10 protein-coding genes are annotated in these 13,163 nt (G+C 62.8%); 7 read left to right on the forward strand and 3 right to left on the reverse strand.

Annotated features, from left to right (window positions below):
- Positions 1-178: 178 nt before the first annotated feature.
- Positions 179-3,097 carry a GH92 family glycosyl hydrolase gene (locus ACREXZ_RS20245; RefSeq protein ID WP_431765939.1) on the reverse strand — a complete coding sequence of 973 codons (2,919 nt, stop codon included), beginning with the start codon at positions 3,095-3,097 and terminating at the stop codon, positions 179-181.
- A gap of 457 nt (positions 3,098-3,554) precedes the next feature.
- Here ACREXZ_RS20245 and ACREXZ_RS20250 point away from each other — a divergent pair, with 457 nt between their 5' ends.
- Positions 3,555-4,985: a glycosyl hydrolase family 28-related protein gene (locus ACREXZ_RS20250; RefSeq protein WP_431765892.1), complete on the forward strand. Its 1,431-nt coding sequence runs from the start codon at positions 3,555-3,557 to the stop codon at positions 4,983-4,985.
- A gap of 85 nt (positions 4,986-5,070) precedes the next feature.
- On the opposite strand, the gene icd is transcribed toward ACREXZ_RS20250, so the two are convergent.
- Entirely contained in the window at positions 5,071-6,327 is a 1,257-nt protein-coding gene (icd, locus tag ACREXZ_RS20255; protein WP_431765893.1) for an NADP-dependent isocitrate dehydrogenase, read from the reverse strand.
- Positions 6,328-6,682: 355 nt separating this feature from the next.
- Between icd and ACREXZ_RS20260 the strand changes: the two genes are divergently transcribed.
- The 4 genes from ACREXZ_RS20260 (at position 6,683) to fusA (ending at position 10,913) form a co-directional block, all read left to right on the forward strand.
- Positions 6,683-7,255 carry a pseudouridine synthase gene (locus ACREXZ_RS20260; RefSeq protein ID WP_431765894.1) on the forward strand — a complete coding sequence of 191 codons (573 nt, stop codon included), beginning with the start codon at positions 6,683-6,685 and terminating at the stop codon, positions 7,253-7,255.
- A gap of 404 nt (positions 7,256-7,659) precedes the next feature.
- The gene (locus tag ACREXZ_RS20265) at positions 7,660-7,863 is read left to right on the forward strand and encodes a hypothetical protein (RefSeq protein ID WP_431765895.1); all 204 of its coding nucleotides are present in this window, start codon (positions 7,660-7,662) and stop codon (positions 7,861-7,863) included.
- 145 nt (positions 7,864-8,008) lie between these two features.
- Complete coding sequence (locus tag ACREXZ_RS20270) at positions 8,009-8,518, forward strand: DUF192 domain-containing protein (RefSeq protein ID WP_431765896.1); 510 nt, start codon at positions 8,009-8,011, stop codon at positions 8,516-8,518.
- 292 nt (positions 8,519-8,810) lie between these two features.
- Positions 8,811-10,913 carry an elongation factor G gene (gene fusA, locus ACREXZ_RS20275; RefSeq protein ID WP_431765897.1) on the forward strand — a complete coding sequence of 701 codons (2,103 nt, stop codon included), beginning with the start codon at positions 8,811-8,813 and terminating at the stop codon, positions 10,911-10,913.
- On the opposite strand, the gene ACREXZ_RS20280 is transcribed toward fusA, so the two are convergent.
- Positions 10,897-11,196: a hypothetical protein gene (locus tag ACREXZ_RS20280; RefSeq protein ID WP_431765942.1), complete on the reverse strand. Its 300-nt coding sequence runs from the start codon at positions 11,194-11,196 to the stop codon at positions 10,897-10,899. The genes fusA and ACREXZ_RS20280 overlap by 17 nt on opposite strands.
- Before the next feature lie 366 nt (positions 11,197-11,562).
- On the opposite strand from ACREXZ_RS20280, the gene ACREXZ_RS20285 reads away from it, so the two are divergent.
- Positions 11,563-12,363 carry a hypothetical protein gene (locus ACREXZ_RS20285; protein WP_431765898.1) on the forward strand — a complete coding sequence of 267 codons (801 nt, stop codon included), beginning with the start codon at positions 11,563-11,565 and terminating at the stop codon, positions 12,361-12,363.
- Between the two features lie 315 nt (positions 12,364-12,678).
- Positions 12,679-13,143, forward strand: a complete 465-nt coding sequence (locus tag ACREXZ_RS20290; RefSeq protein WP_431765899.1) for a hypothetical protein — start codon at positions 12,679-12,681, stop codon at positions 13,141-13,143.
- Positions 13,144-13,163 lie beyond the last annotated feature (20 nt).

A 13,163-nucleotide genomic window follows, 5' to 3' on the forward strand; every position in this document is an offset into this window, starting at 1 on the left:
TCGATGCGGTTGATTGTTCTTGCTTCTTTGATGTAACGACGCGGGTGTCGTTGTTACGGCGAACCCGGTGCGACAAGAAGCGACGATGGCGAGTTGGCGGTCTGCTCGACGCGCTGTTCGCCAGCGCGTCGAGCAGCAGAATCACGGGCTTGCGTGAGCGGCGTCGACGACGCCCCGATCACGAACCCACCGCCATCCCGAACACGTGAATCTCCCCGGTGCTCACCTGCCGCGGCAGCGTCACGCTGGCGACGGTCTTGCCCGCCATCAACGGCACCTTCACGGCGAACACATAGGTTTTCGTGTTGTCCTTCTGACCGCTGCCGGTATTGCGGTACGGCATCGTCAACGCGATGTCCGCGCTTGCGGTCTTGCTGCCGCCATTCAGCGTCCAGTCGTCGAACGCGAGCGTGAAAGTGGACGACGTGCCGTCCGAATAATTGATGCGTGCAGTGCCGCTGCTCGGCCCATTGTTCGACGCGCCCAGCACGACAAGATTGCTGCCGGGCTGTGCCTGCCTCAATATCACCGTCTGTCCGACCGCGATCGCGTTGTCGAGCATCGCCGCCCCCGAAGCCGGGAAGGTCGCGCCGTCGAACGTGAACGACTGGTTCGGCGTCCAGCCGGCCGCCGTCATCGCCGCCGACGAGTACGTGAACAGACCGCCGTCGAAGTTCGCACCCGTGCCATCGGTATTGACGGCGCCGTCGATACCGATGCCATGATTGTTGAACGCGTCGGCAACGTTCAGCGCAACCGGTACGCCGAATGAAGGCGGTGCGTCCGCTGCGGCCGTGCCCCAATCCGACGGTGACGATCCCATCGCGAAGTGCAGTGTCGCGCCGCGCTCGAGCGCAGTGAGCGGCAACCACGTGCTGGTGTGCGGGCTGCCGTTCACCGTCAGGCTCTGGATGTAGTTCGCCGTGGGCGCGTCGCGCGCCGAGATGCGCAGCATCTGGCCGTTGCCAAGACGCACCGCGATCTCCGGAAATTGCGGGCTGCCGATCGCAAAACCGCCGACCGCAGGCACTTCAGGATAGAGACCGAGCGCCCCCCACACGTACCAGCCCGATACTGCGCCGAGATCGTCGTTGCCGGGCAGACCGTCGGGCTGCGTGCTGAACGCCGTGTTCATGATCCGCTGGACGACGTTCTGCGTGCCGGACGGCGATCCGGCCCAGTTGTACAGCCACGGCACTTCGAACGTCGGCTCGTTGCCCATGTAGAAATTGGGCAGGCTCATGCCGGCATTGAGCACGGTGAAGAAGTTGTTCAGCCGCGGCACGACCACGCTGTTGCCGCCCAGTTGCCCGAAGAGTCCGGTGGGATCGAACGGCACCATCCACGTGTATTGCTCGGCATTGCCTTCGGTGTAGTTGTCGGTGCTGCTCGGGGTTTCGGTCGTGGACCAGGTGCCGTCAGTATTTCTTGTTGCGATCAGCGGCGGATTCAACGACGTGTCCAACAGGTATTGCCAGTACGCGGAATGGCCCAGCATCATCTTCTGGATGGGCGCATTGCCCAGCGCGCCGGCAAAGGCCGCAATCGCGAAGTTGCTGCTTTCGTACTCGAGGTTCGCAGACGACGATGCTGCCGAACTGCCCGGCACGACGTGTCCCAACCCCAGGAAGTTGATCTGGTCCTGCGTGTCGCCGTAACTTGCCGCGCCGTTGCACGCTGTGCCCGGAATGTTCGCCATCTGGATCATGTGCTTCAGCGCGCCCTGCGTGTCGAACGCTCTCGCGCCGAACGCATAGCCGCCCGCGACCATGATCGAACCGGCGTCGCCGGGCATCACGCCGTCTTCGACGTTGTCGTTGACCCAGTGCGGAATCGCCCCGCACTGATCGGCGTCGTTCACGAGCGACTGCATCATGTCGCTGGTTTCCCGCGGGAACAGCACGGCCTTCAACGGAATCAGCGACCGATAGACATCCCAGCCGGAAAAGCTCGTGTACTGCGCGTGTCCGTGCGCGACGCTATGCACCGTGTTATCGAATCCGATGTATTGCCCGTTGGCATCGCTGAATACGCTCGGCGCCCACAGCGCGTGATAGAGCGCGGTGTAGAACTTCGTCGTCGCATCGCGCGTGCCGCCGGTCGCCTGGATCGCATTCAGGCGCGTGTTCCACGTTTGTTCCGCGAGCGCCTTGACTCCGTTGAAGTCCCACGTGGGGTTTTCTTTCGCGAGATTGTCCTTCGCATTCGCGACGCTCACATAGGAGATACCGATTTTCATCAGTACGGTTGCGCCGGGCTTGAAGTTCATCACCGCGAGGCCATTGCTGAACGACGACGTACTGGCGAACGGCTGGCTGAACTGCGCGTAGAAGTAGACCGGCACCGCCGTCGAATTGCCGCAGAACCCGCCACCGGTCGTGGTGCCGGAGATCGTGTCGCTGGCTACCTTCGTCACCGAACCCGCTACCGACGTGCGCGTGTTGGTATGCGTGGTATCGAGCACGACGATCGAGGGCTTCGCAGCCGGATACGTGAAGCGGCCGAAGCCGGTGCGCAGCGTCGCGGTGAGTTCCACCTTGACCTGGCTGTCCAGCACGACCGAATAGAAACCGGCCGCCGCGTGCTCGTTGCTATGGCTGAACGAGGGCGTGAGTTGCGTTGCATCGGTGGTCGGCATGACGGGAAACTCGCCGTCGTTGCCGCCGCAGCCGGCGCCGCTCATGTGCGTGAGACTGAAGCCCTGGATATTCGACAGATCGTAGTAGTAGCCCGCGGGTGAACCGGGCTCCTTGCTGGTCGACGGCGCCGAGGTGGTGTTCGTGTCGGGCGCCCACTGCACCATGCCGGACGGCAGACCCGCCGCCGGCACCACGCTGCCAGCCTGGCCGGCGGGCACCGGGTTCGGCGAATTGCTCGCGAGCGTGCCGATCAGCGGATTCACATATTGGGTTAGCGGCAGGTTGGCGCGCGGGGTTGCGTCTAAGTCGTCGCTGCTGTCGGCGCTGCCGGTGCCGCCACTCCCGCCGCCTGCCGACGCGGATTGGCTCGTTTCGTTGTTGGCAGCCACCGACATTGTCGCGACCTGCGCCGCACCCGAATGACTGTCGCCGCCGCATCCCGCCAATGCACCGAGCATCAACAGGACCAGACCAATCTCCTTGTCTCTTTTCACAGCCGTCTCCTTTCTTATAGTTTTTGTTTAGTAGATATCCTAAACAAATCTATTTGTAAAAGCGGATCCGATCTCTATGCGAACCAAGTCTAGGTGGTATAAATCGCGAAAGTCAATGATGTATTCCTATCGCATTATGTTTATTCGTTTTGCTAAACGAATTAGTCGATGAATTGAGTGAATTCGCGATGCCTTACATTTCGATTATTGAGGTGAAGGATAAACGGGAGAACCCCATCCGGGCCGACGTGACCGCGATTGGGCCGTCGAATGCGGCTGGCCGGGTTTTTCGTGTTTATGCCGGAAACTTCGTATCGTGCGCGTACCGACTGATTTCGCGCCCCACACTATGTGCAATGGGTCTTCCGTTTCCCGGCGCAATGTTGCGGTGCAATCTCCACTGATTTATCAGGAAATCATCATGTCTACGATCGCCGGGGCTTACAGCACGAACCCTTACGATTATCTGAACAGTTCAACGGGCGGAGCCAGTTCGAGCAATCAGACGATCAACGAACTGATCCAGTTCATCGAAGCCATGTTGATGCAGATGCTGAACCAGAATCAGAATACGTCGTCGCCTTCGAACGATATGGGCGGCGGGAGTGGAGGCGGCGGAGGTGGAGGCGCAGCGCCTTCTTTCTCGATGCCTCAACCAGTTGCGGCACCGATGCCTGCAGTCGGCTCGCCGTCGGGCGGCAGTCCTGCTGCGTTGCCGCCTGCGGGCAGTACCGGCGGACCCGGCACGACACCGGCTGCGGGAACGCCCGGCGCCACAACACCATCGACCGGAGCACCCGCGGTCAACACACCCAGTCCAGTGACGGGCGCGCCACCGGTGAGCGGCGGCTCCGGTCCGGGCGCGCTGTCCGGCACCGCGACGCAGCCGCCGAACTCGATCAACGTGAAGGACTACGGCGCGAAGGGCGACGGTTCCTCCGACGATCAGCCCGCGATCCAGAATGCAATCGATGCGGCGCAGAAAACCGGCCAGACCGTCTGGTTCCCACCCGGCACGTACAACCACAGCAATGTGCTGAATGCCAGCGGCGTCAAGATTCAGGGGTCCGGCAGCGGCACCGTGCTGCACGCGACCAACCCGAGCGAGGAAGCGATCAAGCTCGGCAGCAATGCATCGATCTCGAATCTCGCGACGTCGACGTCGGCCGGGAGCCGCGATTCGCAACCGGGTGAAGCCGCGATCGACGTCACCGGTTCGGGCGACAGCGTGAGCAACGTGACCACGCTCGGCGCGGAATCGAATGGCATCCGGCTGGACGGCGCGAGCGGCGCGCAGATCAGCAACAATCTCGTCGAAGGCTCGAACGCCGACGGCATCGCGCTGATGAACGGCTCGACGAACAACATGATCAGCGGCAACGAGGTCTATCAGGCCGGCGACGATTCGTTTTCGGACGACTCGTACAAGTTCGACGGCAAGCAGGACAGCGGCAATGTGTTCAGTCACGATCTGTCGCTCGACAATTCGTACGGCCGCAGTTTTGCGTTGATGGGTGCGAGCGGCGACACGATCGAGAACTCGGTGTCCGACGGTTCGAAGTGGATGGGCATCGTCGCGGGCACGGACTCCAACAGCCAGACGCTCGCCGGTTCGAACGACACGATCAGCAACAACCTGATCGTGAACAGCAATGGCGACGCGGTGGACGTGATGGGCGCGGGCGGATCGCTGAGCCAGAGCGGCGCCGGCATGAACATCTCGGACAATAGCTCGAGCGGATCGGAAGCATCGATTCTCGGCTTCGATCCCGTGACGAGCCTGACCCAGCGCAACCAGATCAACGCCGCGTATCAACCGGGTACGGGCAACGGCGCGAACAACGGTGGTTAAGCTTTGCTGAACGCGATTCGCCATAAAACAAAAACCCCGGCAACACGATGTGTCGCCGGGGTTTGCCGGATCGCTCCGAACCGCTTTACATGTTTTCGATCAGCACCTGACCGAAGCCCGAGCACGACACCTGCGTCGCGCCTTCCATCAGGCGCGCGAAGTCGTACGTGACGCGCTTTTGCAGGATCGACTTTTCCATCGACTTGATGATGACGTCGGCCGCTTCGGTCCAGCCGAGGTGGCGCAGCATCATTTCCGCCGAAAGGATTTCCGAACCCGGGTTCACGTAGTCCTTACCCGCGTACTTCGGCGCCGTGCCGTGCGTCGCTTCGAACATCGCGACCGAATCCGACAGGTTCGCGCCCGGCGCGATGCCAATGCCGCCGACCTGCGCAGCCAGTGCATCCGAGATGTAGTCGCCGTTCAGGTTCAGCGTCGCGATCACGTCGTATTCGGCCGGACGCAGCAGGATCTGCTGCAGGAATGCGTCGGCGATCACGTCCTTCACGACGATATCGTTGCCCGTCCGCGGGTTCTTGAACTTCATCCACGGGCCGCCGTCGATCAGCTCGGCGCCGAATTCCTTCTGCGCAAGCTCATAGCCGTAGTCACGGAACGCACCTTCCGTGAACTTCATGATGTTGCCCTTGTGGACCAGCGTCAGCGAGCGGCGATCGTTGTCGATCACGTACTGGATCGCCTTGCGCACGAGACGTTCCGTACCTTCGCGCGACACCGGCTTCACACCGATCGCCGACGTTTCCGGGAAGCGGATCTTCTTCACGCCCATTTCTTCGCGGAAGAACTTGATGACCTTCTTCGCCTGCTCCGACTCCGCCGCCCATTCGATACCGGCGTAGATGTCTTCCGAGTTCTCGCGGAAGATCACCATGTTGGTCTTTTCCGGCTCACGCACCGGCGAAGGCACGCCCTTGAAGTACTGCACCGGACGCAGACACACGTACAGGTCGAGTTCCTGGCGCAGCGCGACGTTCAGCGAACGGATGCCGCCGCCGACCGGGGTCGTCAGCGGACCCTTGATCGACACGACGTATTCCTTCACGACGTCGAGCGTTTCTTCCGGCAGCCACACGTCCGGACCGTACACCTTGGTCGCCTTCTCGCCGGCATAGACTTCCATCCAGTGGATCTTCTTCTTGCCCGCATAGGCTTTCTCGACCGCCGCATCGACGACCTTGATCATCACCGGCGTGATGTCCGCGCCGGTGCCGTCGCCTTCGATGAAGGGGATGATCGGCTGGTCGGATACGTTGAGCGAGAAATCCGCATTGACGGTGATCTTGTCTCCGCCGGTCGGAACCTTGATGTGCTGATACGGCATGGTCGACTCCAGTGATAGCGATGCTGATGGAAGCTGTGGGGAAAGCAGACGATGGACTGCGGAACCGGGGGCCATCGTTGCGCCTGGTGCGGGGCGCCAGGCGTCACCAATAAGCGGCCAGGCCGCTATTCTAGCCCACGCCGACGACTGCGCGCCCGCACCCGGACACGACGTTTTTGCATGGCCGGCAGTACGCAGACGACACCCGCGTTCTCAAGCCTTCTGAGTCTTATATAAGACAAAAGACTTGTCGCTTCGTATTATGCATTAATATCCCGCCAGTTGCTACCGGACCTCCTCCCGGACTTGCCACCAAACCCGCGCCAGTGGGCGCTCCGCCGAAGCCACGATCCGTATGCGTCTGCTCGCTCTCAACAAGCCTTTCGGCACCATCTGCCAGTTCTCGCCGCACGAGACGCGCGCGTCGCTGGCGGACTGGATCAAGTTACCCGGCATCTATCCGGCCGGTCGGCTCGATTCGGACAGCGAGGGTCTGCTGCTGCTCACCGACGACGGCGGATTGCAGGCGCGCATCGCCGAACCGCGGCACAAACTCGTCAAACGCTACTGGGCCCAGGTGGAAGGCACGCCGGACCAGACGACGCTCGCGGCACTCGCGCGCGGCGTCGATCTCGGCGACTACGTCACGCGTCCGTGCAAAGCAGGCTTCGTCGCGACGCCGGATACGCTGTGGCCACGCAATCCACCGATCCGTTATCGCGCAGCGATTCCGGCTACGTGGATCGAACTGTCGATCACCGAGGGCAAGAATCGGCAGGTCAGGCGGATGACGGCCGCGGTCGGTTTCCCGACGCTGCGGCTCGTGCGCGTCGGCATCGGCGCACTCGATATTTTTTCGCTCGGATTGCAGCCCGGCGAGAGCGTCGACCTCCCCGCCCGTGCGCCATGGGATGGTGTCTCGCGCTAACCCGTTGTGACGACACGTATTTTTATTGAGATGAGAAAGTGGCGCCGCGCATGAAGACGGTCTCACATCGTGCAATTGCAAATGCAATCGCACGCGCAATCGCACGCGCAATCGCAAGCAAATAAACAATCCCGAAATTTCACGAAAGAATCTCGTCAACCACGTATTGAACTCACGCGTTATTCGACGCAGATGCCGCTCGAAGCTATCCGGCATTCAGCCACAAGAGCCTTCGTGCACGCCGCTCCAACGGCCTGCACGAACGGTTCGAGCGCTAGCAGTGCCCGTCGGAAAGATTCTTCGACGGGTCTGTCAACCGAAAGGTGGATGGCACGTTTACCGGCATGACTCCCGAATCGGGTCATCTGGTTAATTAACCGCAACTCAAGCTGAGGATTTACAAAATGAACAAACTGATCGCTGCTCTGGTCGCTGGCCTGTTCGCAACGGCTGCTTTCGCACAAGCTTCGGCTCCGGTCGTTGCTTCGGCTCCGGCTGCTCCGGCAGCTGCTGCTTCGATGGCCAAGAAGACCACGAAGCACCACGCTCACAAGAAGTCGCACAAGAAGGCAGCAGCAGCCGCTGCAGCTTCGGGCGCTTCGGAATAAGTAGCTGTAAAAACGCAGTCAAGAACCAGCAGTATTGCCGTTCTTACGGCGTTGAAAGGCAGATCACCGCAAGGCGATCTGCCTTTTTGTTTTTGACGTGCTCGCGTAACATGCGCGGGTTATTTTCGACGCAAGGAGTGTTGTCGTGCGATTTCCCCTGCGCTTGTCGTTGGCACGCGTCGCGATTGCGATCGTGCTGCCCCTCGCTGCTTTATCGTCGGCCTGGCTCGCCGCACCCGGTGCCGCTCACGCGCAGCAAATGCCATCGGGCGCGAAGCAGCCCGGCGATTTCCCACGCGTGAAACTCACCGCGGGCATGTTCGTGATCGATGCCGCGGTTGCGGCCAACGACCCCGATCGCGAGCAAGGTCTGATGTACCGCTCGCAGCTCGCGTCCAACGAAGGCATGCTGTTCGTCTTCAACGAGAACGCGGTGCACTGCTTCTGGATGAAGAACACGTTGATCCCGCTGTCGATCGCGTTCATGCGCGCCGACGGCACGGTGACCGACATCGACGAGATGCAGGCCGAGACGACCGACAACCACTGCCCGCGCAACAACGGCGTCTACGCGCTCGAGATGAGCAAGGGCTGGTTCACGTCGAAGGGGATCAAGCCCGGGATGAAGATTCAGGGGCTGCCCGCGCCGCAGTGATCGCTCGCGGGCGCGTCGTCCATCGACGCGCGCCCGGCATCGGATCCGGAAGCCGGCGGCGCCTCGGGCGCGCCGGCTTTTGCATTTTCGCGGCGCCGGCGTAGAACCGGCGTGATCGTCCAGAAGCAACCGCCTGCCCTGGCCCAAACCGCCCGCCACGGAAGATTCCTGCAAAAGCCTGACGCAGGCGCTATTCTTATGGTCTTCGTACCGCAGCACCGCGATCGTCCGGACGGCGCATCCTGCCGCCCGACGCTTTTTCATCGGCGCGCCTTACTCCAAGGAGATTCACGTGCCCCGCAAGACTCCCATCGAGCGCTACCGGAACATCGGTATCAGTGCTCACATCGATGCCGGCAAAACTACCACCACCGAACGCATTCTGTTCTACACCGGCGTGACCCACAAGATCGGCGAAGTTCACGACGGCGCGGCGACGATGGACTGGATGGAGCAGGAACAGGAGCGCGGCATCACGATCACGTCCGCGGCCACGACCGCCTTCTGGAAAGGCATGGCGGGCAACTATCCGGAACACCGCATCAACATCATCGACACCCCGGGGCACGTCGACTTCACCATTGAAGTCGAGCGCTCGATGCGCGTGCTCGACGGCGCGTGCATGGTCTATGACTCGGTCGGCGGCGTGCAACCGCAGTCGGAAACGGTGTGGCGTCAGGCGAACAAGTACAAGGTGCCGCGCATCGCATTCGTGAACAAGATGGACCGCGTCGGCGCCGACTTCTTCCGCGTGCAGCGGCAGATCGGCGAGCGTCTGAAGGGCACTGCGGTGCCGATCCAGATTCCGGTCGGCGCTGAAGAACACTTCCAGGGCGTCGTCGATCTGGTCAAGATGAAGGCGATCTACTGGGAGGATGAGAACCAGGGCATCAAGTTCGAGTACCGGGATATTCCGGCGGAACTCGCGGCCACCGCGAAGGAGTGGCACGACAAGATGGTCGAGGCCGCCGCTGAAGCGAACGAAGAACTGCTCGAAAAGTACCTCGGCGGCGAGACGCTGACCGAAGACGAAATCAAGCACGGCATTCGCACGCGCTGCATTGCGAACGAAATCGTGCCGATGCTGTGCGGCAGCGCGTTCAAGAACAAGGGCGTGCAGGCCATGCTCGACGCGGTGATCGACTATCTGCCGTCGCCTGTCGACGTGCCCGCCATCACCGGCCACGACGAATACGACAAGGAGATCGAGCGCCATCCGAACGACAGCGATCCGTTCTCCGCCCTCGCGTTCAAGATCATGACGGACCCGTTCGTCGGCCAGCTGATTTTCTTCCGCGTGTATTCGGGCGTGGTGAATTCGGGCGACACGGTCTACAACGCGATCAAGGAAAAGAAAGAGCGCCTCGGCCGGATCCTGCAGATGCACGCGAACGAGCGCAAGGAAATCAAGGAAGTCTACGCGGGCGACATCGCTGCGGCGGTCGGCCTGAAGGAAGCAACCACCGGCGACACGCTGTGCGATCCGAACCACGTGATCATCCTCGAAAAGATGATCTTCCCGGAGCCGGTGATCTCGCAGGCCGTGGAGCCGAAGACCAAGGTCGATCAGGAAAAGATGGGCATCGCGTTGAACCGTCTCGCGCAGGAAGACCCTTCGTTCCGCGTGCAAACGGACGAGGAATCCGGTCAGACGATCATCTCCGGGATGGGCGAGTTGCACCTGGAAATTCTGGTCGACCGGATGAAGCGCGAGTTCGGCGTCGAGGCGACCGTCGGCAAGCCACAGGTCGCGTATCGCGAAACGGTGCGCAACAAGATCGAGGACGTCGAAGGCAAGTTCGTCAAGCAATCGGGCGGCCGCGGCCAGTACGGCCACGCGGTGATCACGCTCGAGCCGGCGCCGCAAGGCAAGGGCTACGAGTTCGTCGACGCGATCAAGGGCGGTGTGATTCCGCGCGAATACATTCCGGCGGTCGACAAGGGCATCCAGGAAACGCTGAAGGCCGGCGTGCTGGCGGGCTATCCGGTGGTCGACGTGAAGGTCACGCTGACCTTCGGTTCGTACCACGACGTCGACTCGAATGAAAACGCGTTCCGCATGGCCGGCTCGATAGCGTTCAAGGACGCCATGCGCAAGGCCAAGCCGGTGCTGCTCGAACCGATGATGGCCGTCGAAGTGGAAACGCCGGAAGACTTCATGGGCAACGTGATGGGCGACCTGTCGAGCCGCCGTGGACTCGTGCAAGGCATGGAAGACATCGCCGGCGGCGGCGGCAAGCTGGTGCGCGCCGAAGTGCCGCTCGCGGAGATGTTCGGTTACTCGACGTCGCTGCGTTCTGCAACGCAAGGCCGCGCCACCTACACGATGGAGTTCAAGCACTACGCCGAAACGCCGAACAACGTCGCCGAAGCTGTGATCAACGCGAAGCAGTAAGCGTCGCACTGCAGGTCTGGAAAAGGAAAAGCCCGTTCATTGCGAACGGGCTTTTTTTCGCGCTGGCCGCGCCGGGCGCCTGCTCGACATCGGACTGGCTGCCGTCGGGCTGCGTATTCCACACGCGCCCACACGCGCTCTTCGCGCAAGCCCGGCGCGATCTGCAAACAAACAACAGCCGGATCCCCTCTTCCTCGAGGCGGGCGACGGCCATCGCATCCGCTGCCACATTCCGCTCGCGGACCTGCGCAGCCTGCAACGCGGCTGATCGCAACATCGTCACGGCATCCGCGTTTCACGTTCGAAACGTTTTCCGCAGATTTATCCTGAACTGTGTCCTGTGCGCTCTGCCCATGCCCGACACGACGCGGCTTCGCGACGAATGGCACGGTTATCGCTAAGTAACGATCGGGCAACGGGTTCACGTGCGACGGAGGCCAGACAGCGAAGCGATGCTGGCGCCGCCGTCTACGCGGCCTGCGCGATGAACACTGCGGCAGCCGCCGAAACATTCGCGCGCGGGGAGCGACATGCACGCGGGCGCCCGGACAACCGGGCGACCCGTGCACCGTGACGCGCTGCATGGCCGGCTCCGCGCAACCGATGGAGTGACGTCGACGAGGACCGCCATGTCGTAGGGAGAGATGTGATGAGAACCATAACATTCGATCAGTACAGCTACGGGTTGATGAAGCGTGCGGCGCTGCTGTCGGTTGCCGCGGGAATCGTGCTGACGCCGCACCACGCGCACGGCGCGCCTGTCGACAATGCGATCCCGAAGTGGGTCGTCGCCGTCGATGTGGCCGATGCGGCGTTGCCGGCAAGCGGCGTCGCACCGGTCGCAGTCCTCGCGCAAAGCGGCGCTGCGGGAACGGGCGCAGGCGCTGCCGATGCAGCAGCGGGTGCGACCACCGCTGACGCAGACGCCGCCGCCGTCTTCCTGCCGAAGACGTGCCCCGGCAATAACGGCAACTGCACGCCGAACAGCGGTCGCGGCGGCGGTTCGTCGGGCTCGTCCGGCTCGGGTAGCGGCAGCGGCGGCGCAAGCGGCGGTAGTAGCGGAGGCGGTGGAAGCAGCAACTCGAGCGGCAGTTCGGGCGGCGGCGGTGGAGGAAACAACGGCGGTGGAAGTAGCGGTGGCGGTGGCGGTGGCGGTGGCGGTGGCGGTGGCGGTGGCGGTGGCGGTGGCGGTGGCGGTGGCGGTGGCGGTGGCGGCGGTGGCGGCAGTGGCTGCGGTTGCGGCAGTAGCGGCAGTAGCGGCAGTAGCGGCGGCCCAGGCGGCGGTCCCAGTGGTGGAGGTTTCGGCGGTGGATTCGGCAGTGGTAAAGGCGGTTTCGGTGGGATGGGCGGCGGCTTCGGTGGAGGTTTCGGCAAAGGCGGCGGCTTCGGTGGGGGTCATGGCGGCGGCTCCGGCGGAAGCAACGGCAACAGTGGTGGCAACGGACACTAGATCCTCGCGACGGCGCCCCCGCGCCGTCCACCACGACGAAATCTTCAGCAGATCGCGGCCCTCCCGGCCAGCGTCGGCGGTGACGTTGCGATCCCCCGGTCCAACGTCGCCGCCGGGGGCCGGGACCCTCGGGCACGACAGCGACGGCCGGCGAGCGCACCGCCGGCCGTCCACGGCCCCTCGCGAACAACGCTCCGCATCGCGATGCAGCCCGCACGCACGACGCACGTGACGGCACCCGCGCAAAGGCGGCAGGAACCAAACGGCGCCGCGCGCCTCATACGAGATTCAACGATCGATATGAGGACACCACACATGCAGAAAAACGTCCCCCTCGCTTCGTCGCGCGCTGTCGCCGCGTTGCTGATGGCTGCGGTCGTCGCGCTCGCGCCGTCGCTCGCTACTGCGCAAACCGCAGCGCAAACCGCGACCACGGCCCAACCCGATCAGACCGCCCCGCCCGTCGATCCCAGTTTCTCCGCATCGTCGCTCGCACAGCTATGCCGTCAGCAGGACAACACCGCACACGGTCAGTGCGTCGGTGCGATTCGCGGCATCATCCACGGCTATCAATACGGCGTGCTGTTCCTCGGCCAGCGTGCGTCGCTGCCCGCCAACGAAACGCAGCGCGTGTCGCTGTGCCTGCACGGCACGTCGGTCTCGTCGATCGTCGACGAGTTCGTCACCGACGCGGGCCAGGTCAGTGAAGACTCATTGAAACGCACGCCCGCCGAGGTCGCAGTGCTCGGCTCCGTGCACATGCATCACGCATGCAGTTGAGTGGCAACATACAGAAGGCA

This window comes from Paraburkholderia sp., assembly GCF_050742655.1.
GTDB lineage: Bacteria > Pseudomonadota > Gammaproteobacteria > Burkholderiales > Burkholderiaceae > Paraburkholderia.